This window comes from Gluconobacter sp. ESL1110, from assembly GCF_058107395.1.
The window spans coordinates 198,902-225,021 of sequence record NZ_JBYLUK010000008.1 but is presented as its reverse complement, the minus strand read 5'-3'; the positions used below and the strand labels follow the sequence as shown (position 1 = coordinate 225,021).

The 26,120-nt window shown below is 52.8% G+C and carries 20 protein-coding genes; 5 read left to right on the top strand and 15 right to left on the bottom strand.

All coding sequences use genetic code 11. The annotated features are described in order from the left end of the window. Positions 1–5 precede the first annotated feature (5 nt). The 6 genes from AC3B6F_RS09715 to AC3B6F_RS09690 all read right to left on the bottom strand — a co-directional run bounded on the left by AC3B6F_RS09715 (position 6) and on the right by AC3B6F_RS09690 (position 10,159). Positions 6–3,713: an AAA family ATPase gene (locus AC3B6F_RS09715; RefSeq protein WP_489824192.1), complete on the bottom strand. Its 3,708-nt coding sequence runs from the start codon at positions 3,711–3,713 to the stop codon at positions 6–8. Next, positions 3,713–4,939 (bottom strand): metallophosphoesterase family protein, encoded by a 1,227-nt coding sequence (locus tag AC3B6F_RS09710; RefSeq protein ID WP_489824191.1) that lies wholly within the window; start codon positions 4,937–4,939, stop codon positions 3,713–3,715. The genes AC3B6F_RS09715 and AC3B6F_RS09710 overlap by 1 nt, the downstream gene beginning before the upstream one ends. Positions 4,940–5,048: 109 nt before the next feature. Then, the gene (gene purU, locus AC3B6F_RS09705; RefSeq protein ID WP_489824190.1) at positions 5,049–5,927 is read right to left on the bottom strand and encodes a formyltetrahydrofolate deformylase; all 879 of its coding nucleotides are present in this window, start codon (positions 5,925–5,927) and stop codon (positions 5,049–5,051) included. Between the two features lie 104 nt (positions 5,928–6,031). Beyond that, entirely contained in the window at positions 6,032–7,426 is a 1,395-nt protein-coding gene (locus tag AC3B6F_RS09700) for a DUF2252 domain-containing protein (RefSeq protein WP_489824189.1), read from the bottom strand. Positions 7,427–7,858: 432 nt separating this feature from the next. Continuing rightward, positions 7,859–8,695, bottom strand: coding sequence for an SDR family NAD(P)-dependent oxidoreductase (locus AC3B6F_RS09695; RefSeq protein ID WP_489824188.1), 837 nt, complete (start codon positions 8,693–8,695; stop codon positions 7,859–7,861). Between the two features lie 171 nt (positions 8,696–8,866). Next, a complete protein-coding gene (locus tag AC3B6F_RS09690) occupies positions 8,867–10,159 on the bottom strand; it encodes an NAD(P)/FAD-dependent oxidoreductase (protein WP_489824187.1) in 1,293 nt (430 codons plus the stop codon). 445 nt (positions 10,160–10,604) lie between these two features. Between AC3B6F_RS09690 and AC3B6F_RS09685 the strand changes: the two genes are divergently transcribed. Together AC3B6F_RS09685 and AC3B6F_RS09680 are read left to right on the top strand one after the other, a co-directional pair. Next, entirely contained in the window at positions 10,605–11,882 is a 1,278-nt protein-coding gene (locus AC3B6F_RS09685; RefSeq protein WP_489824186.1) for an MFS transporter, read from the top strand. Between the two features lie 117 nt (positions 11,883–11,999). Further along, positions 12,000–12,878, top strand: a complete 879-nt coding sequence (locus tag AC3B6F_RS09680) for a DNA/RNA non-specific endonuclease (protein WP_489824185.1) — start codon at positions 12,000–12,002, stop codon at positions 12,876–12,878. A gap of 20 nt (positions 12,879–12,898) precedes the next feature. Here AC3B6F_RS09680 and AC3B6F_RS09675 read toward each other — a convergent pair whose 3' ends face one another. The 8 genes from AC3B6F_RS09675 to AC3B6F_RS09640 are packed head-to-tail and all read right to left on the bottom strand — an operon-like array spanning position 12,899 to position 21,472. Continuing rightward, positions 12,899–13,552 (bottom strand): phosphoribosyltransferase, encoded by a 654-nt coding sequence (locus tag AC3B6F_RS09675; RefSeq protein ID WP_489824184.1) that lies wholly within the window; start codon positions 13,550–13,552, stop codon positions 12,899–12,901. Beyond that, on the bottom strand, positions 13,549–14,811 hold the full coding sequence (locus AC3B6F_RS09670; protein WP_489824183.1) for an amidohydrolase: 1,263 nt from the start codon (positions 14,809–14,811) through the stop codon (positions 13,549–13,551). Before AC3B6F_RS09670 ends, AC3B6F_RS09675 begins: the two co-directional genes overlap by 4 nt. Next, complete coding sequence (locus tag AC3B6F_RS09665) at positions 14,811–16,589, bottom strand: adenine deaminase (protein ID WP_489824182.1); 1,779 nt, start codon at positions 16,587–16,589, stop codon at positions 14,811–14,813. Before AC3B6F_RS09665 ends, AC3B6F_RS09670 begins: the two co-directional genes overlap by 1 nt. Then, entirely contained in the window at positions 16,582–17,658 is a 1,077-nt protein-coding gene (locus AC3B6F_RS09660; RefSeq protein WP_489824181.1) for a nucleoside hydrolase, read from the bottom strand. The genes AC3B6F_RS09665 and AC3B6F_RS09660 overlap by 8 nt, the downstream gene beginning before the upstream one ends. Positions 17,659–17,669: 11 nt before the next feature. Then, positions 17,670–19,022: an NCS2 family permease gene (locus AC3B6F_RS09655; RefSeq protein ID WP_489824180.1), complete on the bottom strand. Its 1,353-nt coding sequence runs from the start codon at positions 19,020–19,022 to the stop codon at positions 17,670–17,672. Between the two features lie 5 nt (positions 19,023–19,027). After that, a complete protein-coding gene (locus tag AC3B6F_RS09650; protein ID WP_489824179.1) occupies positions 19,028–19,294 on the bottom strand; it encodes a hypothetical protein in 267 nt (88 codons plus the stop codon). Then, on the bottom strand, positions 19,291–19,854 hold the full coding sequence (locus tag AC3B6F_RS09645) for a TonB-dependent receptor domain-containing protein (RefSeq protein ID WP_489824505.1): 564 nt from the start codon (positions 19,852–19,854) through the stop codon (positions 19,291–19,293). Before AC3B6F_RS09645 ends, AC3B6F_RS09650 begins: the two co-directional genes overlap by 4 nt. Next, a complete protein-coding gene (locus AC3B6F_RS09640; RefSeq protein WP_489824178.1) occupies positions 19,739–21,472 on the bottom strand; it encodes a TonB-dependent receptor plug domain-containing protein in 1,734 nt (577 codons plus the stop codon). The genes AC3B6F_RS09645 and AC3B6F_RS09640 overlap by 116 nt, the downstream gene beginning before the upstream one ends. Positions 21,473–21,556: 84 nt before the next feature. Between AC3B6F_RS09640 and AC3B6F_RS09635 the strand changes: the two genes are divergently transcribed. The 3 genes from AC3B6F_RS09635 to AC3B6F_RS09625 all read left to right on the top strand — a co-directional run bounded on the left by AC3B6F_RS09635 (position 21,557) and on the right by AC3B6F_RS09625 (position 25,113). Then, positions 21,557–22,321, top strand: coding sequence for a GntR family transcriptional regulator (locus AC3B6F_RS09635; protein WP_489824177.1), 765 nt, complete (start codon positions 21,557–21,559; stop codon positions 22,319–22,321). Positions 22,322–22,453: 132 nt separating this feature from the next. Then, positions 22,454–23,830 carry a methyl-accepting chemotaxis protein gene (locus AC3B6F_RS09630; RefSeq protein ID WP_211568900.1) on the top strand — a complete coding sequence of 459 codons (1,377 nt, stop codon included), beginning with the start codon at positions 22,454–22,456 and terminating at the stop codon, positions 23,828–23,830. 110 nt (positions 23,831–23,940) lie between these two features. Further along, on the top strand, positions 23,941–25,113 hold the full coding sequence (locus AC3B6F_RS09625) for a serine hydrolase domain-containing protein (RefSeq protein ID WP_489824176.1): 1,173 nt from the start codon (positions 23,941–23,943) through the stop codon (positions 25,111–25,113). 114 nt (positions 25,114–25,227) lie between these two features. On the opposite strand, the gene AC3B6F_RS09620 is transcribed toward AC3B6F_RS09625, so the two are convergent. Further along, positions 25,228–26,118, bottom strand: a complete 891-nt coding sequence (locus AC3B6F_RS09620; protein WP_489824175.1) for a LysR family transcriptional regulator — start codon at positions 26,116–26,118, stop codon at positions 25,228–25,230. Positions 26,119–26,120 lie beyond the last annotated feature (2 nt).

Sequence of the window (26,120 nt, the reverse complement as noted above, 5' to 3'; positions counted from 1 at the left end):
CAGTCCTAATCGACGACAATCGCGATCTGGCTTTTTCCACCTGATAAAGGCGTTACCTCGATTTTTACGGGGATGCGTTCCTTGAGTTCCTCTACATGGCTGATCACACCAACGCGGCGCCCCTGCGCCTGAAGGTGTTCAAGCACAGCAACCGCCTGTCCCAGGCTTGCAGAGTCCAGCGCTCCGAACCCTTCATCTATAAACAGGCTTTCGATCCGAATGCCGCGCCCGGTAGACATTTCAGAAAGTCCCAAGGCTAGCGCAAGACTGACGAGAAAGCGTTCCCCACCGGAAAGATTCTGCAATCCTCTAACCAGCCCCCCCATATCATTATCAATGACTTCGATCAGCATTTCCCCTGCGGGCGCCCGTTGAAGGGTATAACGGGGCTTAAGATCTGCAAGGCGTTCGTTTGCAAAGTCGAGAAGATGATCAAGCGTCAGGCTTTGTGCGAAATTACGGAACCTCTTTCCCTGAGCGTCACCCAGCATCTCTCCCAGCCGCTCCCAGACATGACCATCCGCACGCTTTGCTGCGAGTTGCGCCCTAAGTTCAGCTGTGTGGAATCGTGTTTCGTCGTCCTGAATAATCCGCGCTTCCAACCGGGTCAGCGCGGTTTGAGCGTCTGCGACGGCTGCTTTCGCCTTTAGAAGCTGCTGCTCCAGATCAGCAATCTCAAAAACTGCCTGCCTGCTGGCCTCGTGCTGTGCGTAATCACTTTCACGGGGCGTGAGGGCCGCGCACGCATCACTATGGGCCTTGTTCAGTTCAAACAGCGCCCTTTCTTCAGAAGTGGCGTAGTCCACTCCAAGAGCCTCGGCCTCTCCAATATCTGCTCGGCTGAACCCCTCACGCTCCAGCCGAGCATCAAAGCTTTCGCCTAAATCAACCAGCTCTTTTCGGGTTTCTTCAAAAAGCTTTTCCGCCCCCTCACGACGCGCTCTTGCGCCCACCGCAAGCTCTGATGCAGCATTTCTGGCATTCTGTGCCTTCTGAAATGCGTCTTCAGCGACTTTGACTGCTCCGGCAAGAGCCTCAACAACGCTGTCAACGGGTTGCCCATCAAGCAAGCCCGAACGTCTTTGAAGCAGAACCTGATAGACATCGTTCCTTGCCTGCCAGTCTGCCTGGACCTCTGCCAGAGATGTTCTGGCTGCCTGGACTTCACCTTCAGCACGCACATGTGCGGCATGCAAGCTTGGCCAATCACTTTCCAACTGGGAGAGCGCATCAGTCCTCTGACGCCACGCCGCAAGAGTAAGAGACAACCACATGGCTGGATCTTCTGACAGATCACGCCATGCAATGACGTCGGAAAGTCTGTCGTCCAGGCACTTTTCCAGACGCTTCTGCTCTGCATCGGCCTGAAGACGCAGTTGGCGTGCCTCTTTCATCCTGTCTTCTGCGACCCGGTAATGAGTTTCAGCGTGCTCGTGAGCCTGTCGGGCTGTATCGTGATGCGTTCTTGCTGTGCGCTCTGCTGCTCGGACTGCATCGAGTGACTGCATTTTTGCATGAAGTGCGGCCTGCTCCTGACTGAGAGCCGTCAGGCGTTTTTGCGTCTCTTCGGTTAAGGTGTGGCCGGACAGCTTGTTATCCAGACCATAAGCCCGACAGTCTCGCTCCAACTGCTCCACACCTGATGTCCACGCTACCTGACAGGCCTCTTTCGCCATATTCTGGTGATGCTGCTGGTCATATAGATTGCGGAGTTGCTCGCGCACCGTCTCACTCAGGGTCGCCACAACCGTTGCACGATCACGCACGGTCTCCAGCGCCGTAGCGGCATCGGCTGTCCTTTTTCGCGCGGCTTCGACTGCACCACCAAGCATAGCATCCAAAGCGTCAAGATGATGGGCCGTCGCCCCACACACCGGGCAAGGCTCTCCCTCCACCAAGGCTGTTCGCATCATCATGGCTGCGTCACTGGTTGTATTTCTACAGTGCTCCTCCGAACGTTTTGCCTCTTTCAGAATAGCTGAAAGAATTGGGATTTGCGTCTCTAGCTGAGTGAGTTCGCTCTGATAGTCTGCCTTTTCAGAAGTCAGACGCTGAATATCATCAACTGTTTTTCCATAATTCGTTTCAGAGTCCTGTAAGTCTTCATGAAGACGATTTACTTCCAGATTTTTTCTCTGAATGGCTTCCAGTGCACGAAGAGATAAGGTCAGATGCTCAAAGCGTTCCGGGCGAGGCAAATCTTCTTCAGCCTGCCATGTCGCTTCCTCGGAAGATTTCAGAGCCTGAGCGGCACTTTCGAGCGCCTCTTTGGCATTTCGGGTTTGTGTTATGGCTTCCAAATGCTGACAACCCGCCAGATGTTCTGCTTCTTCAAGTCTTGAGCGTTGAGAAAGCAGAGTGGCCTGAGCCTTGAAGTCAGAAATCAGGTCAGCTTCAAAAGGGGACAGTTTTGCAAGGTTGGAGTGCTCTCTCAACCAGGCCGTGAGTTCGTTTTTCCTGAGTTGAATATCAAGAACCGTCTGCGTGATTTTTCTTAAAGCCGTATCAGCACTCTGAAAAATATCAGTCTGCTTGCTGAGGCTTTTCGTCGCAAGGTCGAGCCCTTCCGTGACATGCTTTAACTCCATGTCCAGTTGTCGGGCTTCGTGAAGAGCAGCAGCAGCGTCCTGCTGCGCAGACTTGGCAGCATCGAGAGCCTGTGTCGCAGTTTCAAGCTCATTTTCAGCACACGTCATGGCATGGCTGACACTTTGTTCAGTCTGTCGGGCTTGAAAAGCGGCGTCTTCTGCTTGACGGACTCTGCCTTCGGTATCTTTCAGCCTTTCCCAAGCCGCCATATGGGTCAGAGCCTGCTTGTGGCGTTCAAGCGCAGTGAAGCGAGGACCTGCATTATCACAGGCCTGCCGTGTCGCTTCGCAGGCCTGGAATGCGGCATCACGCTTGGCTTTAAGATCCGACAGTCTGTCATGCCAGTCCTGAGCGGTCTGGAATTGTTCACAGATCGCCAGCTTTTCGTCGTGAGCGACTTTTGCCGCCTGTCGTTCTTCTTCCAGTGACTGGCGCGCCTCTGTATCGAGGCCGTTCATCGCCGCAATCTGCCTTTCCAGAGTGTCATATCCCGCTCTAACATCACGGGCTTTCTCAAAAGCGATCCTGCCAACACGACTGTAGATATCAGCGCCTGTCAGCTTTTCGAGCAATTGTGCCCGTTCATCACCATCTGCCTTGATGAAGGCTTCAAATTCTCCCTGCGCCAGCACAACAGCCCGACCAAACTGTTGTGCATTCAAACCGACGAGCCGCAGAATTTCCGCTTTGGTTTCTATCTTTTTCCCGCCCAGCCGTTCCCCGGTATCAAGGCATTCCAGATCAAGCGTACTGGTTTGAAGTTTACCTTCTGCGCGGTCCCGCGCGCGACGGACTGCCCAACGACTGCGATAGCTTCGACCGTCTCGCCCGACAAAATCGAGCTCTGCGAAACCGTGGCTGGAGCCATGCCGCAAAATCGCCCGAGGATCCTGCGGGCCAATCTCATCCTGCGTGATCTGACCTGTTTTGGGAGCACTTTCCAAACGGGGAATGGTGTCAAAAAGGGCAAGACTGATGGCATCCAGAAGCGTGGATTTCCCAGCCCCCGTCGGTCCTGTAATCGCGAAGATGCCGGCATCAGCCAGAACCCCCGTATTGAAATTGACCTCGAATGATCCAGCCAGACTGGCAAGATTACTGCCACGGATTGCAAGGATCTGCATCAGTCTGCCTTCGAAAGAGTAGGGTCTGCGGTTTCTGCCAGGAGAAGAAGTTCGGCAAAGGCGCGTTCCAGCGCTGCGTCCGGGCTCGTGGCGTATTTCCGCTCATGAAGTGCCGCGAAAACCTTTTCGGGCTGGAGGTCGGCCAGTTCCTGTCTTTGATCCGCCAGTGATCCCAAGTGGCCGCTTTGCTGAACAACACGGTTGATCCGCGTCAGCCTAACAGATTTCCCTTCCAGCGCATTCAAAATGCGGGCTTGCAGATGAGGTTCGGCAGTCTCCATGAGAACGGAAACTTCCAGAAACGGCTGCTGATCGCGCGGGAGTGTTTCCACAGGAAGAGCCTCAAGCTCTTTCACGACATCATCAAGACAACGCGGAGCCCCATTGGGGATACGCAAGAAAGGAACAGCCCGAGGAATTAAAAGTTCTTGGACCACCGGCGTACCCGGCGTCAGCGTTAACAAGGTCACGGAATGCTTATAGTTGCGTTCCGTCACGGAGAGCGGGAAGGGGGAACCTGCGTAGCGAACCAGTGACGGTCCAGCAATCTGCTGCGGTCGATGCAAATGTCCGAGAGCACCATACGTGACGTCTGTGCTGAACAGGGACGCGGCGTGCGCTTCTTCGCCCCCTATGACGATCCGACGCTCTGACAGCTCTGACACATCTCCTCCGGCGACATGCAGATGCCCGGTGAGAACAAGGGGAAGGCCATTTGCCCGAGCCAAAAGCTGCCGGGTTGTTTCCGCGTAAAGCTCTTCGAGGCTTTCTTTTCCAAGATCGCCGGGGCGACAGAAAGGGATTGCTCCGAGCCAGGCGGCAACCTGACCCTCCGAATTCTCAAGCGGGATGCAAATCCGTTCGAAATCTGGCTGACGGTTCTTTTTCGGAAGACCACCGACAAGATAAACCCGCTCATCAACAAGGGCGCCTGGCAGATCAATCCGCAGGGCACTATCATGGTTTCCCCCGATCATGATGATCTGGAGATGCGGCAACCGGTTTCTGGCGTTTGCTATGAAGGCATAGAGTCTCTGCTGTGCCGAGACGGGCGGGTTCGCCATGTCATACAGGTCCCCTGTGACAAGCAGGACGTCACAGGCCTGTTCTTCGAGTGCATCCAGAAGCCAGCCGAGAAAAGCATCGTGTTCTGCCTCACGCGAGTGACCTGAAAGTTCGTGACCAAGATGCCAGTCGGATGTGTGAAGAATTTTGACGGGTTTCAAAGACTGTTTCTACCAGAACTGCTCAGGATATGACGCGCCATGCTGACACATCGAAAAAGGCATGTCCAAGCACTTCCGGTCTGCCAGACTGCACGATCATCGAGCTGTTTCAGGGCGTGAAAACGATCGTCTTGTTTCCGTTCAGAATGGCCCGACGCTCCACATGATACCGGACGGCACGGGCCAAAACCCGGCGTTCAATATCCCGGCCTTTGCGGATCAGATCATCTGGATCGTCTGCGTGAGAAATCCGTTCCACGTCCTGTTCGATGATCGGACCTTCATCGAGATCGCTTGTCACATAATGGGCTGTGGCCCCGATCAGTTTGACCCCTCGGCTGAACGCCTGATGATAGGGACGGGCCCCCTTGAAGCCTGGCAGAAACGAGTGATGAATATTGATGCACCGCCCGGAAAGACGTGTTGCCATCTCATTCGACAGGATTTGCATGTATCGGGCAAGGACAGCGAGTTCCGCACCACTGTCCTGAAAGACCGTCCAGATCCGCTCCTCCTGCTCTGCCTTGGTCTCTTTCGTAATCGGCAGATGGTGGAAAGGAATGCCGTGGAAGTCCAGATCCGCGTAGGTTTCCCGGGGATGGTTGGAGATAATGCCTACAGGATCGATCTGGAGTTCGCCAAGCCGCCACCTATACAGGAGATCCACGAGACAGTGATCAAAGCGGGAAACGAACAGAAGAACCTTGAGACGCTTTGAACGGTCGCTGATGGACCAATTCATCGAGAAGATGTTAGCCAGCCCGGCAAACTCCGTCTTTAACGTCTCTTCTGAAAGACCATCCTTGGGAAGTTCAAAGACGATCCGCATGAAGAACTGAGTACTGTCCGTATCGTCGAACTGCTGCGCCTCGGTAATATTGGCACCCAATTCGAAAAGCCGCTGACTGATTGCCGCCACGATACCCGGGCGGTTCGGACAACTGAATGTGACAATGTAGGTCGTGAGAAAGGGTGACTGACGTATCATGAAGGAAAGTCCGCTTGAAGAAGCCGCCGGGCGTGTCGATTTGTCTGACTTTCCTATAGTCGTTGATCCGTATCAGGTAAAATCCCGTGAGGTAAGAACGGCCTCTAATGAGCAGCCAGCTTCCCATGTTCCAGAGCAGTTACAAAGTTTTTCCAGTCTACCTCGGTCTGTTGTGCGTAGTTTTGTGAAAATTCAGCCATTGCGTCCGCAAAGCCAGCACCCTTTCCAAGATAACCGGAAATCATGCTGGCATTTCCAGAGCGGGCATGGGCGCGCGCCAGAGTGCGGCCACACAGCCGCGCATAGTCTTCCAACCCTTCCTGCGCAACGTCTGCACCAATGGCGGCGAGGCGACTGTCCTTGACGCGTCGCACATAGAACTGACGGCCAGCCCCGGCCAGATCCGGCGTATCGCTGCCGATGGATGCATTACTGTGCGTCCATCCCAGAAAAGTATCCGAAACGGCCTGCATGATCCGCTGTCCTGTGACTACACGCTCGCCCTGATTTTTGAACGGCGAGGGAAGGGCGCCAGCTTCAAGTACCGATGTCTGGGCTTCCTTGATCTGAAGAAGCATTGTCTCGCCATCGGCTGTCGCAAACAGTCCAATCGCACAAAACGTACCGACGCTGCCGATGCCCACAACCTTGAAGATGACGTCTCGCAGATTGTAACGCTTGAGGAGAATGGCGCGTTCGGGAGGTTGAGTCGCGATATAGCGTGCAAAAGCAAGCCGAATTGCCTCCTCCTGATCTGGTAAGCGCATGACCAAAGGAGGTTTTTCCTTCAAAGACGGACCGCTTTTATCACTGCTGACGAGACCAAAGTATCCCTTGGCGGCATCTAGACGATCCGAAAGAAGTTTCTCTGCTTTCGCTTTGACCTTAGGATCCTCAAAGTCGGAAATCGCTGCTACCAAGTCAATGCGATCTACCCAGACCTGCAAGGGCGTCATCCCAGCCAGCCGCGCCATTTGCTGCGTGTAAGATAACGACATGGTTTTTACGAGTTGTCTGGCGGCCTTTGGGGAGAGGCCGTTTTCGTGTCCGGAAAGTACAAGAGACGTTCCGAGGCGTTTGATGTCCCATTCGAACGGAGCATCAAGTGTCTCGTCAAAGTCATTAATGTCGAAAACAGGCACACCTTCGGGAGAGGCATAACTCCCAAAATTGGCAAGATGACAGTCTCCACAGGACTGGACATGAATGCCAGAAACAGGCGCCTTGGCGAGATCCTGTGCCATCACGGCTGCAGCGCCGCGTAAAAAAGTGAAGGGAGAAACCTTCATACGATCATAACGAACAGGGAGGAGGGAAGCGATACGCGTCAGGCCTTGCAGTCTTAGAATCTCAACCGGGTCTGTACGATTGGCGGGAAGAATCCATTCGGACTGTGCAGCGCGCGGCATGGATTTCCGCAATTTTGCTCCCAGACAACGGCTATCCTGTCGAGATAAGAGGCGATGATTTGCAGTCGTGGAAAAGTCTTTTTCAGGCATATTTCTCATGACTTCCGAGATGCAGATGGCTTGATCACGGTCACAACAGGGAGTATTTAAAAAAAGCTGGAATGCTCTGTAAAATTTTACAGTTTCATACACCTTATAGTCTTGTATGGATTTTTTGCTCACTTTTTTCGTCTCGTCGCTCGCGTAGGCAAGTTTTTGGGTTCAGTTCCCCTTTCTAACTTGGGGCGATAACGAAAGTAACACCACAGATGAACAAGAAGCGGCTTATATGGATCGTGTTGTCCGGGGCATTGATGACCAGCTTCTTTCTCATCGCCTGCATGACTACAACCCTGGATACCGGAGGGCATGTTCATGCCAACTGGTTCTGGATGTCGGGTTTCATAATATTCTCAGCCGTTCATGTTTATTGCACATGCATGTCCAAATAAAACACTTGGGAGCCTGTTCCTGAATAGAAAATCAGACTTTATTTTGAAAAATATTTTTACGGATAGCGCGTGCATAACCACGTTTTCCAAAATATGTCAGCACAGGCATCGAAATTCGCAACAATGCGGGCATTAACATACATAAGCCGCCGAAAATACCATCAAGCGCAGGGAAGAAGCGTTCCTGTTTAGGTTTATTGATCAACGAAACGATTTCTCGCGCTACAGCATGAGGGGTCGCCGGGCAGCTCACAAAGTTCAAAACCGAACCGCCAGACGCCATTTCCTGACGCAACATTTCAGTCAGAACAGCCCCGGGAAAAATGGACGACACTGAAATTCCACGATGGTGCACCTCTTGGGAAAGAGAGAGAGCAAAATTACGAAGACCAGCCTTCGTAGCGCTATAAATACTGCTTCCGGCAAGAGGCATTGCTGCAGCCATGGAATTGACAAAGACAATCCGGCTGCCCTTTCCCATAGAAGACAGAAGCTTGGACGTCAGAACCGCCGGCATCGTCAGATTGATCGAAATCTGACGCAGAACGTCATCTGCACTCATCGTTTCAACATTAGCAGGCGCTATGATGGCCGCGCAATGAACAAGAACAGACACAGAAGCAAAGTAACTGGCAATATTTTCACAGGACTGTTCCAACTCGACTGCCCGCGACGCATCGAACGATATAAACGTGAACGACTCATGTGTAATCGTCGGATGAGTGCGCGACAAACCGACCACATGGTAGCCCTCATCCAGAAGAGCTTTGGCCACAATAGTGCCAATTCCACCAGATACCCCCGTTACAATAGCGGTTCTGGTATCTTTTAGAGCAGTTTTCGGCGCATTTCGCGGAGAGTGAAACATTTATGAAACAATCTGTGAGGACATACCCGCGTTATATCCTCATGCAGGAAGAAATAAAATGCCACATTCGTTTATCTGAAATAAATTAATCTATTTTTAGAAAAAACCCTTTATTTCCATGTAATAGAAAATAAAGGGCATCGCATATTAAAATGATGACGCTGTAAAACTTCAATCAAGCCTTACCGATGGTCGCACAAAAGTTTCAATCCAGTCTGAGTAAAGAGAAATCAGCCCTCTATAGAAACCGAATAGTTCGATCTGGTGTCTACGATAGAGGAAAAGATGTGCCATCCGAGCTGAAAACCCATGAAAAAAGCCACCTCCCCAGACTGTTCCTCCGGGAAGCGTTGCCCACCCGTTGTATTTCCCCAAAGCGACAATGGCGCCTTTGTTTTTGAAAACGCACCCAGGGACCTTCACTCCACGCTCAATAAACGCAGGCAGATGGCGTGCAAGATGAAGAGCCTGCTGCCGGGCGACCTGAGCCGTAGCGGGCAGGGGGTCATCCTTGATGAATGAGCAGTCGCCTACAGCAAAAATCCGGTCATCATCAATGGAGCAGAGATTTGAATGTGTCAGGATCTGGCCTGTGGGATTTAAAGAAAGATTCCCGTAGGTCTGCGTCACTTCCGGGGCTTTTACACCCGCAGCCCAGACACGAAGCTTGGCAGGAATATGCGTACCGTCTTTGAGAATAAAGCCAGTTGAATCTGCCGCCGCCACACGAGCCGATGTTCTCACCGTGACACCGATCCGCTCAAGCTCCTGCTGGGCAGCAAGTGATACAGCTTCTGGAAAGGCAGGCAGAATACGCGGCCCTGACTGAAGAAGCGTCACTCTCAGTTTGGGTGGTGTTTTTCCAAAAGCATGCAGGCTGTATGGGTCAACGATATCAAGAGCCTTGTGAAGTTCCGCAGCCAGTTGGGTTCCCGTGGCGCCCCCGCCGACAATAGCAATGTCCAGTTCCGAACCATGCGCGAAAGCCCGCATCAATTCCATACGGAACTTTTCATTGAAAACATTGGCTTCCACGAGATTGTCGATACAGAGACAATGCTCCTTGACCCCCGGGGTCCCGAAATCATTGGCACAACTTCCAATCGCGAGAATGATCGTATCATAACGGATAGTCCGGCTTTCAAGGACCAGAGAACCATCCGAAGCATGAAAAGGACTGAGAACCACCTGACGGTTCTCACGGTCAATCGAGACAACTTCACCCGGCCAGAATTCGAAGTGATGCTCACTGGCCTGGGTGATAAAGCTGATCCGGTCGTTCTCATTGGCAACCGTTCCTGCGGCAAAGCAGTGCAACATTGGTTTCCAGACATGGGAAAAGCTTTTGTCAATTAACGTGATGCGTGCCTTACGGCGCTTTCCCAAGGTTTTGCCCAGACTCGCCGCAAGCGAAAGACCTGCGACACCGCCTCCGACGATCAGAATTTCTGATTGTGGTTTCATGAATTTCAAAGCCTCCGCCCAAGCATCTGAAGCCTGAGCTGCTAAAGAACTTCGATAAAAAATACAGAATTCTTCAGGAAATAATAATAATATTTTCATGAGCATCGTTAGGTATCGGAAATTTGATTATATTTTTTTACTTTGTTTTATTTATAATTTTCCAAATAAATTTAATAAATAATATTTTTTATATTTTGGAATTAGAAAAATATTTCCACATTCCGAGAGTCTCTCTCTGATAGAGCGAAGTACAATTTCGAAATAAGGTCTTTTAGAATTTGGCCCATTCAATTTACAGAAATTTTTTGACTAAATTTTAGTCGTATTGAGATATTATCTTCCATTAATTATAGACTTATGGAAACAAATAACATAATCACCCCAATTGTCGGCTCAAAATGAGCTATCCGTCTTTCTTTCCCCAAAGAGCAGGGATCATTTTTCTATGTTGCCTCGCCCGGACGCTGTGCCTTCCGCGCTCAGCCTCTCCCAGCTTCGTATCCTTGCGCTTGCATCTCTTGGAGGAGCACTGGAGTTCTACGATTTTGTTATTTTTGCTTTTCTGGCCAAGCTGATTGCAGCTCATTTCTTTCCTGCAAGCCAAGCAGAATGGCTTCGGCAGGCAGAGGCATTCGGTCTCTTTGGGGCAGGGTATCTTGCCCGACCGTTAGGCGGCCTTGTTATGGCGCATTTTGGAGATGTTTCGGGGCGAAAGAAAGTTTTCACGCTCAGCGTCCTTCTGATGGCGGTTCCAACCTTATTGATGGGTCTGCTGCCGGGATATGAAACACTGGGCGTCGTAGCCCCTTTGACCCTTTTGGTACTCCGGATCATGCAAGGGGCTGCAATTGGTGGTGAAGCCCCGGGCGGCTGGGTTTTTGTGTCTGAACACGCTTCTGCAGGCCGAACAGGTCTGGCGACCGGCCTTCTGACGGGAGGACTGACCGGCGGTATTTTGCTCGGCTCCATCATTATCCTCCTTCTCCATGCCGTTCTTGCGCCCGACGTCGTATCCTCATGGGGATGGCGTATTCCGTTCGTGATTGGAGGGATTTTCGGTTTTGGAGCCATGTTTCTGCGCCGGTGGCTGGAAGAAACCCCTGTTTTTCGGGAAATGCATGAGCGTGCGGAAACTGCAGGGACCCTTCCTGCGAAAATCCTCCTCCGTGATCATCGACGGGGTATTCTCTGCTCCATGATGACCACGTGGACACTGACGGCAGCCATTGTTGTTCTCGTTTTGATGATGCCTCCGCTTATGCAGACACTTCACCATGTCTCCCTGTCCGAGACGATGGTTGCCAGTCTGGCTGCCACTCTTTGCCTGACAGTCTCCGTCGTGGTGATGAGCAGCCTGACAGACATTTTCCCACTGAAAGGTCTCGGGGTCATCAGCGGCGTTGCTCTCTCTGCCGGCGCCTTGGGTCTGTATGGTGTCGCCCCATACTTCCCTCATATGCTGACACTATGGGCAGCATTCAGCGGTCTATGCTGCGGATTTGTAGGACTGGTTCCAATTGGGATGCTTCGCGCGTTTCCCGCTATGGTTCGCTTTTCAGGGCTCTCACTCTCTTATAATATTTCTTACGCAGTGTTTGGAGGGCTAACTCCGGCAATTATTTCGTCCCTAACGCCGCATACACCTTTGGCACCCGCAATCTATGTCGCGTTTACAGCTCTGATTGGAAGTATTGCCTTGTGGCGTTCCCCGGAAAACGCATGAGGTCTAGGCCAACCTCTGCTTGAGCGCAGGGTAATTTTTGCGTTATACTATTGTTCTAAAAGGATAATATCATTATTCCTTTTCAGCACTACAAAAAGCTGAAGGGGTTATCAAACCATGGTAATTGGGCAGCGTATCATTCTCGGAGCGCTGCTTGAATTGGCAACTCTTCGTGGGGCGCAGGCTGCAAGTTGCCCCCAGTTTTTCGCAGGCAATACCCCGCCAGTTCTTCTGTCAGAAACCCAGAAAATTGGGACAGTCCTGCTGTGCAATGATGGCTATGCTGTCCTCGTGTCGGAACAGACCAAAAGTCCACTCTGGTCTGCAGAAAACCTGACTGAAGAAAACGTCGCTCTAGCCCGAAAAATACAGCGTAATGACAGTTTTCAGCCAGATGATCGGCTTCCCCGGACCATGCAGGCGCTGCTCTCGGATTATCGCTCCTCTGGATATGATCGAGGACACATGACCCCGAGCGGAGACGAACCGGACACAACCTCCCAGAACCAGTCTTTTCTGCTGTCAAATATCGTTCCCCAGACAGCCGAATTAAATCGTGGGGCATGGGAAGGCGTCGAAAGTGCCGTAAGAGGATGGGCTGAACAGGAAGGCGAAATCTTCGTGGTGACAGGTCCTGGATATGATCCAGACCATTTCCAGAAAACTATTGGGACCAACCGTATTCCTGTTCCAGCCGTGACATGGAAAGCAGTCTACGATCCGGCCGGAAATGGAACAGGTGCCTATGTCTGTCTCAATACGTCCCATCCGACTTGCAAGATCACTTCTGTGGCCATGCTGACCCAGCTTGTGAATATTGATCCGTTCCCGTCCTTACCGGAATCCCTCAAAGATCACGTCTCAGCGATGCCGCCTGTGCGGCAAAGTCCTTATGCCCTTGCTCACCGTTCTACAGGGAAGAAACTTCTGAAAGAGTGGGGCACCAAGGCAGCTCAGAAGGCGCTGAGAGCCCTTGTGCGAGCCCTCAGACCATAACGGTTCAATCGAGCGGGCACCTAGTCCTGTTCAACCCAGCCGCCATCGCATGGTTCGAAGAGTGGCGATGAAAAACAGCTCATGACAGGAAATGAAAATTTACCCTGCCAACGCTGACTCTGCGTCATGACGCAGAGAGCCGCATACGGCGAGGCACCAGCCTTACCCAGAACCTTGACGGCCGCCTCCAGAGAAAATCCCGTGCTGACAACATCATCCACCATGACAATCCGCTTTGCACACCGAAGCAAGGGAAGCAGGTTCGGATCCAGATAAAGTCGTTTGGTCTTATCCGGGCTGGTGATGGATGACAGCGGCGCTGAGAGGCTGTCATCATACCAAAATTTGCGGGATGTGCTTAGCGGGACGTAGCGTTCAAGCCCACAGGCCTTTGCAACCGTTGCAGCCAGACCCAAACCGAGCGTTGGCATACCGACGATCAGATCAGGCATCAGGGAACGGGCGATTTCAGACAGATTGTCGGACAGCGCATCCATCACGGTAAAGGAAGCCTGATTCACCAACAAAGATGAAACAGCCTGCTGTCCATCTGGGAGAATCCGCAAAGGAAGGTCCAGTCGGTGAGGTCCAATCCTTACTCTGAAGCGATCCGTATAAGGCGCGGAGAGATCTTCCTCAGGCGCAAAGTGCTGCCAGAAGGGCAAGGTACTCATGTGGACCTCTCGACGAAGGCAACCAGAAGGTTTACAGCCTTTTCAAGGACGTTTTCGTCGAAATCAAACAAGCTTGCATGATGCGGTGCAGCAATATCAGCCCCGATCAGGCAATATCCTGCGTGGCCGCCACGCTCCTGCACCCGTTGCATCATGAAAGTGGCGTCGTCACCACCGCCAATAGGCCAGTTCCGAACCACTGTTCCAGCCCGTGTTTCGTGAACCGCAGCTTCAAGACGCCTCATGATTGCATCGTCCGACTGGGCACTGATGGCTGTTCCGTAAACGTCAATATCAACATGGACGCCCTGACTGAGTGCAGTGCCTTCAAGCATTCGTCTTGCTCCTTCCGTCAGGCGCTGAAGCCCCTGTTGAGCGGAAGCACGCAGTTCCAGTTCAAGATAGGCATGATCCGCGATGACGTTGCGGGTTCGCCCTGCCTGAAAAAGGCCGACATTGATCCGGGTATCAGACTGGCCATCCCGCGGGAGGGCATAGAGGCCGGGCACGGCAAGAGACGCCGCGAGAAGAGCGTTACGCCCTTCCTCGGGGCACATGGCTGCGTGAGCTGCCGTCCCGTTAAAGGTGACATTCCATTTTTCAGCCCACAGAAAGCCATCCGCAGCAAGGGCGATCTGTCCACTCGGAAGCTGACATCCAAGATGCGCTGCCAGAAACACATCAACATCATCCAGCAGGCCGCTGGCAACAATGGGCTGCGCCCCACGGCCACCTTCTTCCGCGGGCTGAAAAATAAAGCGTAACGTGCCGGTCCATTGGGATTTTACATGGGCAAGGCGCTCTGCAACAGCCAGACCAATGGCGGTATGGCCATCATGCCCGCAGGCATGCATCCGCCCTTCACATTCAGAGGCAAATCCCGCAACGGCTGGACGATGCTCTCCGGCATCCGATTCATGAACGGGCAGGGCATCCATATCAAAGCGGAGCACCAGAACCGGCCCCTCTCCACGTTGAAGCTCACCACAGACTGCTGTCTGTCCTGCTGGCATCTTATTCAGCCATTCCAGACTGGCTCCGGCCTGGAGGGCCGCAGATTTCGCTGCATCCACATCCTGAACTGAGGGAATGCCGCGAACATTCTCCATACACATGATGTCCGCGCCCATTTTCACGGCGTAACCCAGCTCGGCAAGACGCTCGGCGACGATTGAAGCTGTCCGATACTCCAGAAAGGCTGTCTCCGGAAAACGGTGCAACGCGCGTCGCATGGCAACGACGTCATGAGGGAAATGCATCAGAAGGCCGTCTCAATAATCATGTTGGTAAAGATCTCTCCCGTACCGCCATCTGCAATACCAAGATCCGTGACATGAGGACCGGGGTTACAGGCAAGGGAGGCGCCGGTTACGAGCTTGATCATGGACGTTGGACCATCCCATGTCGTAGCAGCCGCAGCAGCCTCTCGCACGGCGGCAAACTGTTCGCCCACCACATCCGGGCTTTCAGGAGACAGAAGCCCGCAGACAGGCAAAGGAACGTGCGCCACGATCTGGCCATTGCGAGCAACCGCCATACCACCACCACCAGCGATGAGCGTGTTCGCCACAAGAGCCATATCTTCCGGGTCACGGCCGAAAACCGCAAGATTATGACTGTCGTGAAGAATGGTGGTACCGATCGTGGCAGACCAGTCCCCCCACCCTTCAAGCACCCCAAGGCCGGGCGGACTATCTCCTCCATAACGGTTAAAGACCGCCATCAGCGCAGTATCGGCAGGAAGCACGAGATACCCGTTCTCAACCTCCATCTCCCTCTGCCCCCATCGGGTTGTACGAGGCGTATGGACCGTACGAACGGGGACTTTCTGCACGTGCGGAGCAGGAACTTTGAAATCGGCCGCTGTTACTGGCGAACGTCGGACGGTGTTCAAAGGAAGGCCAGGCAACTCGGAAGGGATGTCTGCCAGAAGCACGCCGCGAGAAGCTGAATGCACACCGGACGTAAAAACTTCCAGAGGGGTAAAATCGTTCAGATTGTCGAAAACAACCAGATCGGCCCGTCGACCCGCTGCGACCAATCCGAGATCTCGCCGTTCCAGACGCATTGCTGCATTCAAGGTCGCACACCGCAGGACGTCCAACGGTTTCATACCCAGACCAACCAGACATTTCAGATGGTGAACCATGCCGCCACGACGGAACAGATCGTCTGGGAAAACATCATCCGTGCAAAGGGTAACGGTCTGGGGAACGCAGCCGAGATCTTCAAAAGCAGCGACAGCTTCAGGCAGGATATTCTCATGCGAGACGCGAAGTTCAAGCGTCATACCTGAACGAAGTTTTTCGAGAATATCAGCTTTGCTGGTCAATTCATGGTCTGATTCAATGCCCGCTGCCATGAAAGCCTGAAGATCCCTGCCTCCAAGATTGCGCGCATGACCGCAGACCAGCTTTCCACTTGCACAGCCTGCGTTGACGATCCCGCTCATACGCGGAGAGCCATTTACAACCCCGCGCATATCCATCACTTCAGCGACGCCAATCACTTCAGGCCAGGAGAGCATATCTTCCATGGCAGAAATATCGAACACCGCACCGGAACGCTCCAGACCAGGAGCGGACGGAACACAGGAAGGGGCTTCGACCAGAATGCGCAGAGGAAGACCCTTGGTCGCCTCGATCGCCCAGCGAACACCCGCAAGACCACTGACATTTCCGATCTCATGCGGATCCCAGCAGACGGTCGTTGTGCCCTGAGGAACAACAGTCTGCGCGTAGACACGCGGAGTAATCATCGAGCTTTCGATATGCATGTGAGCATCGATGAGGCCAGGAGCAACAATAGCTCCCTTGAGATCAAAAACTTTCAGGGCATCCTGACGCTGACCCCGAGGATGCGTACTGGCGATCAGGGATCCGACCAGACCTACATCAGCTTCCCGAAGCTCCCCGGTCGCAACATCCGCGACAAGGCCATTACAGAGCAGAACATCAAACTCCGTACGCCCCATAGCCGCATCAACCGCGCGCCTCCGTAGGTGAGAGTCTGCCAGTGAGCAGTTTACATCAACCATGCGTATTCATCCGGTTAGCCGCATCCACGAAAGTCTGGATGAAGCGTGACGTATCAACTGCAGTCACGATTTTCACAGGACGTTCGCCAATATGGGGACGTGTGCTTTCCGGCCAGACATGCGCATAGCCATAATTCGGACCGTGCGTGAGATCGACGTCCATATAAGCGGTAACAGTGCGTGTAATAAGCGTCGGATCTACGGCAATCGCGGCGGCAAGTTCATCCCACATAGGCTGAGGGTGGAAATACTGACGCAGATAGTCTGAAACCGGGCCAGGTGTCTGTGTGGCTCTGTCCCGAATGTCGGGAGTCATGCGGATCGGATTTGCGACCGCTCCGATGGAGATCACTTCTGGAAATGGTGCTTCAAGCGCAATGCTGGCGGCTTCCGGATCAAACATCAGATTGAAGTCTGTGTAGTAATCCGCACTTTCCGTCACCTGTGCGAGATTTCCATCCACGATTGCACCCATGAATACCAGACGGCGGCAAAGCGATGCGAAATCTGGATCCAGCTTGATCGCCAGAGCGATGTTCGTCAGTGGACCCGCAGCGAGGACCGTTACCTGATGTGGATGTGCATGGACCTCTCTGATCAGGAAAAGAGCTGCCGTTTCAGGGAGCGTCTTCCGTTCTGTCGAACCTTCCTTCAGAGCCTTTACAGGCGGCTGGAAATCAGGCGCATCTCCTCGCCACGCTCCTTTCCATGGCATTTTTCCGTTTGATTTTTCCCATGCCAGAAGCCGTGCCCGCGAATTGACCAGCGGCTGCGTTGCCCCCGGAACGACAGGAATGACTGAAGGCGTCCCGGCGATATCCAGAAAACGGGACAGATGAGCCACGGCCTCATTTTCCCAGCCATCACCAACTACAACGGTAAACCCAAGAAGTGTTGCCTTGTCAGACTGCCCAAGGAGCGGAATGACAGACTGAATATTGGTACCGCCGGGCCCTGCGAAATCATTGTCAATGATAATGTAATTGGGATCGGAGGCCGCTTGCGCACGAAAGGGAAGCAGAGAGGCGAGCCCGAACAGAAGGGCCGGCAGGCCGGATTTTAAAAACATTATGGGTCCTCTCAGGCGTGGTGGCCGTGCATTCGGGCGGAAACAACGAAGAACAGAATGAAAATGACACACAGCCCCCACACGACGGGTGGGATGGCACGCCCGCGTCCTGTGGCGAGAGCCATGGCCGTATAGGAAAAGGTTCCAATCGCCATGCCGTTGATAAGATTACCCGTCAGAAGGGCGATAATGAATGTCAACGCGGCAGGTGCGCTCTCCCGAAGATCTGACAAATCCAGATGCCGAACGCCCTGAAACATCATCATTCCAACCATGAGGAGGGAGGGTGCAGTGGCCTGCGGCGGAATAATCATGAACAACGGCCATAGAAACAGGGCTGCCAGAAACCCACCCGCGATCACCAGAGCAGTCAGGCCGGTTCGTCCCCCGGCATGCACCCCGGTGATGGACTCAGAATAGACCGTCACGATGGATGTCCCCAGCAGCGGGGCCAGAATACTGCCTGCCGCATCAGTAATGAACGCCTCCCGGGCACGGGGAATACGACCGCTTTTCGAGACCATACCCGTCGCGGTTACAACGCCCAGAAGATTGGCCAGAGTGCCGAAAAGTTCCGTGCACAGGAAGAAAAACAGCATCGGGAGCACATAAAGAATGTGCTGTACAAGATAGAGCGGCTGCAACTGGAAAGCGGTAGCGTGCGGCCACTGGGGCAGGGCGAAAACATGTTCCGGCCAGCGCGTGACAGTGCCGCCTTTTCCATCCGGCAGGAAAAGACCCACGATCGTCAGGACGATAATGGACAGGATCAGAGCGCCAGGCACACGCCGTGCAACCAGAACAGGTGTCAGAATGAACCCGGCCAGCGTCATCAGGACTTTTGGACTGGTGATCGGTCCCATGGTTACAAAGGTCGAAGGGCTCGGAACGACAAAACCGGAATTTCGCATTCCAATGAACATGATGACCAGTCCGACCGCGACCTGAATCCCGATCCGCAGTGTATCGGGGATATCGTGAGCAATCCTCTCGCGAAGGCGCGTCAGGCTCATGACCATGAAGATCACACCCGTCAGACACACCAGCGCCAGTGCAGATTGCCAGGGAACGCCCATCTGTTTGACGAGAATGATCGCAAAAACGACATTCGAGCCCATGGCGGGCGCAACACCGAGGGGGAGATTGGCAAGCAGCCCCATTAGGGTCGTGCTGAAAATCGCGATCAGGCATGTCGCACTCAGAACACTGGCACGATCCATCCCGGCTTCTGCCATGATCATCGGATTGACCGCCACGCAATAAACCATTGCAGCAAAGGTCGTCAGGCCCGCAACAACCTCACGGCCAGCAGTTGTCCCGCTGGCCGTGAGCCCGAAAAACCGGTCCAGATTCTGTCGCAACATGGTGCTCAGAGATCAATCTTAGCGGTTACAAGCGCCGCAAAGCTGCCAGCAACATAATAAGTCGGGGAGCCCTGAGCTGCGATCGTGCTGCCATAAACACCCTGCGATGCCCTTGAAGACGCAGCAACACCGGCCACACCGGAAAGATACTTGTTATTGCCAACATTCATGAGGTTCAGCCTGATTTCCGGATGCGTATGGAAGATCTTTGGCGCACGATACCCGAAATTCATGTCGGCGTTCACATACCCCGGCATGGCCTGATCGTTCATGAACGTTGAGAACTGGCGGCCGACATACTTGACGGCAAAACCCGCGAAGTAGGTTCCGTCGTCATAATCCAGGCCAACGGAGGCCTGAACATTCGGGCTACGAACAGCAGTCTTGCCGGCAGTTCGCAGGTAATCTGAGCCGACCGAACAGAGTTGTTATTGATCGTCGCATGCAGGTATTCAGCGGAGACGTAAGGACGCAAATGATGCCAGGGGCGAAGACCCAGCTCTACATCAACACCCCGAGACGTCTGACCACCTGCATTGATGTTCTGGGTAATCTGCGCGTTGTTGATCGTGACCTGCGTGGAAACCTGACGGTTCGTGAAGTTGTAATTGAAGAACGTGATGGAACCGTTCAGCACATCGTCCTGATAACGATAACCCAACTCTTCGGAAATGGAATACTCCGTCTTCTGGGACGGATTGGCCAGCGTTGCCACTTTACCCGTGGAAGCACTGTATGTGTTGTAAAGCGCATTCAGGGTCGGGGTGCGGAAATTGGTTGCGACATCCGCGAAGACCTGATTGTGGCTGTCGATCCGATAACGTGCCCCCAGATTGGGGGTCGCAACGGCTGCATTCATGCTCGTGCGATACTGTGCGCCCGGCAGATAGTTGTAGCCGATACGCGTCACCATGGATCTTGATTCCGGCTTCCACACGCAGACGGTTATGCAGCGCATTAAATGTATCGCCGAAGAACAGGGTATTAACACGCGTGATCGTCAGATTGTCATAGCTGGCCAGCCGCGTTCCGTCTGACAGCTTAACATTCCCCAGATAGCCCCACACATTCGCAGGGCCACCATTTTCTCCCACAGCGCTGTAAGGATTGACCATCCGTTGACGGGACCAATCGAACCAGTAACCAAAAACAAGCGTGTGACGCCCCACGGTATAATGAACCTTGGAGACAAGTCCTGGGCGATACACGTACGGCGTTCCAAATGGCGTGTACATCATGACCTTATCGGTCGTGGTGCCATTTCCATTCAGATCGATGCTGTATTTCTGCGTTCCTGAATAAATGGAATTTTCAGAAAGCAGAGATGCGGAAGCGATCGTACCCGAGTTCCAATAGAAATATGGTGTGAAATCAAACCCTAACTTTTCATTCACAACAATATTCTGAGGCGCACTCAGGATAAGAACGCGATACGGACTTTGATGAAGCTTCCAGTATTTAGTGTCCGTCGGGGAGAAAGCCTCTGTGTAATTGGCTCCACGTCCATATTTCTGCCAGGCTGAGAGGCTTGGATTGAGATAGGCGACCTTCATGGAATCATCAAATGTTACAGCGACAGTGCTACGACTGCCGTTCGTCCAGTCCTTCACAAGCTTGGCATCGACATGCTGCTTGTGGTCATCGCCTGCACCACGGAAATGCGGCTCTTCCAGATGGGACCAGGCTACAAAGGCGCGCATCCCCGTATTACCAATGTCACCACTCTGAAGGCGCACATATTCACGATGGGTGTTGTATGAGCCGAATGATCCGGCGATGGTCGCACCCATTTTATGGGAGGGATCGATCAGGTTCATTGTCACGATGCCCCCTGATGCACCAATCACTGGCGAATCAAGATTGGCGGAACCCTGCTGCATCGTCACTTCGTTGAGGTTTTCAGAATCTACCCATTCCGTTGGGAAGGCCATGTACGAACCAATGTCGTTCAGGGGAGCGCCTTCAACCGTGAAGCCGATCTGATCGCTGTTCATGCCCCGGATCGTCATATTACCGCTCACCATCCCGAATGGATCGGCGCTCGCAACATTGGCTCCCGGAAGATTACCAAGAAGCTTGAAGACGTTCGGGGTAGGGGCCTGTTTAGCGATATACGCCTGAGTAATTTCGCTACGGGATTTGGTGCCATTCTGCGGAACCATACGGCCGCCGGCTACTGATTCCGCCGCGACACGGATAACCTCCGGTCGTGACTGTGCAGCTTTTATACTCTTGCGAGGGGAGGGAGAATGCCGTTTCTCCGCAGCGTGTTTTGTATCTGCAACAGGGGCGGCGTAGGCTACCACACAGAACAGATTGCCGATAACGGCTGTACTCAGGAAGGTCGAAGCGCGCATGGAAGAAGCTCTCAAACGATACGGAGACGCCCGAAGTGACACAGATGCCTCATGGGTCAGGCAGGGAGACGACACATGAATCGGCAAAGACATATTAAGTTGTTATAAGACGTCCTACTACCGCCTCAGCGATCTTCGTTCAATCCAAAAGTGAAACGTTCCCCGGATTTTTTCTTTATGCCTCATGCTGTCTTTTCGTCAGATCTGGATCCGAATGGTCCAACCCCTCTCTATCTTCAGGTGGGGCACCATATTTCCGGGCTGATCGGAAAGGACAGTCGCTTCATGGATCGCCTACCTTCAGAGGCAGAGCTGTGCCAGATGTATGGGGTGAGCCGCATTACCGTTCGGCAGGCACTTTCCTATCTTGCGGAACGGGATGTGGTTGTTCGCCAGCACGGGCGAGGCACATTTGTCGGAGCACTGCACCGACCAGGCCGACAGCAGACCATTCATTCCTTTTTTGAAATCCTGGCCGGCAAGGGTTTAAGCCCTGAAATGACCCTTCTGGATTACAGGATGAGACAACCACCCGAAGAAGTTGCAAAGGCATTGTCCCTGAAGGATGACGCTCTTTTTATCCGGCGAGGTTATCGTTCCGAGCAGGGACCTCTGGGTGTGACGGAAGTTTTCTATCCAGGGTCACTTGCCAGAATGGTCACACCGGAACTGGCGGGACGCACAACATCTACCTCGATCCTGCAGGACATATTCAAATTTCGAATCAGCCATGCCGATGTTTCCATTGGCCTCTCCCGAGCTTCTCAGGATGTTGCCGAATGGCTCAAAGTGGATACTGGTACAGCATTGATGCGTATAAAGCGGGTAACCACCTGCGTGGGACAGGGCGCATGCGAATACAGCCGCCTCCTGGTCACTGAAGGCACGGCAGATTTCCGCATCACTGCAGAAGGAAAAATGCTCAGCGAAGGAGCCCTTTAATCCCTCTGCATGATAAAAAATCTACCTGATCCATTCAGGATAAATTAAGAAACTGTCTCTAGATTTCTTCCGGGTTCTGGAAGCCGTGCTGACCCATATACGGCTGCCATTATATTTTCGGGAGATCTTCCCTTGCTCCGTTGGATTGAAACGAAAGCTCCGATCCGACAGAAACTTCGGGTCATCATCACGGCCCTTCTCGTCGTTTCTGCCGTGCAATTCGTTGTGGATGAAGTGTGCAAGAGATTTCTTGTTCACTACGAAGGGGCACAGATTATCGCGCAGCTTTGCGGCGTCCTGCTTCAGATCATCCTGACATTGGTGATCGGCAGTTTTGCAATTCGCATCATTGCTGTTCCGTTTGAACGAATCACCGACGCAACCGAAAAGGTTGCAGATGGCGATTTCGAATCCCGCGTTCCTTACGGAGACCGGTTTGACGACGCAGGTCGGCTCGCAAAATCCCTTCTTAAATTCATAGACAGCAGTCAGCATCGTATCAAAGCGCAGGAAAACGCTACAAGAGAAGCCCGTGAAGCCGCTCAGACGCAGATACGCCTTTCAGAAGACAGTAACCGCATCCGTCAGATTCAGAGCGACACAATTGAGCAGATCTGTGCAGGTATGGAGATTGTCAAAACCGGCGATCTGACATTCTCGTTTCCGGAACCGTTTCAGGAAAAATTCGAGGATTTTCGGATCAACTTCAATGCTTTGATCACCAATTACCGCATATCTGTAGAGCAAATTGCGGATGGTGCTTCTGTCATCGCGAGTGGAACGGCGGAAATATCGTCGGCAGCGGATGATCTGGCAGCCCGGACAGAGCAACAGGCTGCCAATCTTGCTGAAGCAGCAACGGCCGTCAGTTCAGTCACAGCCACCGTTCAGGAAACCGCCCAGGCTGTACAAGATGTCAGACTGGCTGCATCAGGCGCACGAGACGAAGCTGTCGCGGTGGCAGAAGTCATGCGCCTGGCGAATAATGCTATGGAGGGCATCAAAGCATCGTCTGGAAAGGTGGGGGCAACAATTGGCCTGATGGAAGAAATGGCGTTTCAGACAAACCTTCTTGCTCTCAATGCCGGAATTGAGGCAGCGCGTGCAGGAGAGGCAGGGGCGGGATTTTCAGTTGTGGCTACCGAAATTCGCAATCTTGCTCACCGTTCCGCCACGTCTGCAAAAGAAATTCGTGCTCTTATTTCTGTTTCTGGCACAAAGGTCGCTGAAGGGGTAGGGTTAGTGGCTCAGGCTAATCAGGCCATCAGCACCATCACGACCAATGTGGGCCGTATTACGTCTCTAGTTGAGGGTATTTCCTCGGCAGCAGCCGATCAGGCTGCAAGCCTTTCCGGTATCAATACCCGGATCGGTGCGATGGATCAGGCAACACAGCATAATGCTGCTATGGTTGAAGAAACCACAACAGCCAGTCACAACCTCAAGCAAGAAGCACAACAGCTTCATCAGGTGGTGGGACACTTCAAATACCGCTCCCATCATTCCTGAAAATTCCTGGTTTTTTCTCTGTCATCAACGCTTGCACTTCAACGTAACCCCGTTAGTGTCATTGTTTCTTCCGGAACCGTAAAAAGTAAAAGCTGGAGAGACTAAGCCCTATGGTGTTGCATCGAAAAGGTTCAGGAAGGAGAGCTTTCCTGACGGGCAGCATGACACTGACCTGCTCGGTAGTTGCAGCATGTGCCCGCCCATCATATTCTCAGTTCTCTGACGTTGATCGTCTGGTCCGAGCAGCCGTAAAGAATGGTGAAGTTCCAGGAGCGGTTGTCGCCATCGGTCATGATGAACAAGTTGTTCATAGATATGTCTATGGCAAGCGAGCATTAGTCCCTCGGCAGGAACCGATGACATGGGAAACGCATTTTGACATGGCATCCCTGACCAAGCCAACCGTGACGGCTCTGGCTGTCATGCAACTGGTGGAACGGGGAGATTTACATCTTGATGATCCTGTTGTCCGTTATCTTCCTGCATTTGAGGCCAATGGCAAAAGCAGCATTACTCTTCGCCTGCTCCTGACACATTATTCCGGTCTGCCAGCAGACCTCCCACTGGAAGATCCATGGAGTGGAAAATCAGAGGCAATCCGCCGGGTCATGGTTTCTCCTCTGAACAATCCTCCAGGTGAAAAATTTGTTTATAGTGATATTAATTTCATTACCCTTGGTCTGATCGTCGAAAAAACAAGCGGCCTTGCTCTTAATGACTACGTTAGTAAAAATATTTTGTTGCCGCTTGGAATGATGCAGTCCGGCTATCTTCCAGATACGTCGTTAAAGTCGATGATTGCTCCTACGCAATACGATGAGAAAAATATTCTTTTGCAAGGTGTTGTTCACGACCCAACAGCAAGAAGAATGGGAGGGGTGGCAGGTCATGCAGGACTTTTCTCAGACGCTCATGACATGTGTATCTATGCACAGGCGTTGCTTGATCGACTAGCAGGACGCCCAAGCACATTCCCACTGACGCGTGAGTCTCTTCTACTCATGGTCACGCCTCAGCAACCCGCAGAAAAGGCTGATTTGCGTGGACTGGGCTGGGACATCTCAACACATTACTCGACGCCCAGAGGCAATATTTTTTCACATCATTCTTTTGGCCATACAGGTTTCACAGGAACATCGCTTTGGATTGATCCGGACAGCGACAGTTACGTGCTGATCCTCACAAACCGTGTGCATCCGTCTGGTGGACACAGCGTTGTCAAGCTACGCCATGACATTGCAACAGAAGCAGCCCGCGATCTAGGACTGATGCCTCACGCTTGAGTAAGAACCTAAAAATGTTCAAATTTGGAGAATTTATCCTCATTATTCTAATTATAAGATAGACGATCCATTGAATGACTTCCATCCAATGGATTAATGCCAGTCTAACGGCAATTATTCTGCCTGCTTGAGCTTTTCGATAAGCCATCGTCCGGCCGGTCCGGGCAAACTATCAGTACAATACACGGCCAACATTGGCATCATAAATGCTGCTTGCCCCCCGGCAAGCTGAAGCCGGGTCAAGGTACCTATTTTCAAGTCTGCCTCGACCATCGAGTGCGGCATACTGCCCCAGCCAAGTCCTGCACGCAGAAATGCAAGTTTGGCCCCGAGATCAGCCAGATGCCAACGCTTGGGAGACATGATCCCGAAGTGTCGGCCTTCTGAAAGAGGGCTACGGTCGGTAAGGATGAGTTGGGTATGGTTTACCAGCGCGCTCGTAGGGATTGGTCCCTGAATCGCGCTGAGCGGATGCCCGGGCGCAGCCACCATGATCATTTCCTCCGAAGACAGCGCTTCGGTCGTCATGTCATTGGGGGCCATGGGTAGCGACCCCATAATACCAAACGCACAATGCCCATCGATTACTGGCTGCAGGACAGCGCCGAGAGCTTCGACATGGACACGCAGAGGAACATCCGTAAATGCGTCACGAAATGCAACAACAGCCGTCGCCAGACGCTCGATCGGAAACATGACATCCACCACGATAGCCAATTCCGATTCTACGCCTTCAGTCATACTTTTTGCACGTGCCTTGAAGCCATCCATAGAATTCACCACGGCCCGTGCTTTTTCCAGAAGGGCTTTTCCATGGTCGGTCAGAACCGGCTTATGATTGGTCCGGTCGAACAACAACAACCCTAATTGGCCTTCGAGATTTGCTAATGTCTGGCTCACAACTGACTGGGCACGGCCAAGTCTGCGACCCGCAGCGGAAAAGCTTCCTTCATCGGTCGCTGCGAGAAAAGTTCTGATCTGATCAAGCGTAATACCATCTAACATAT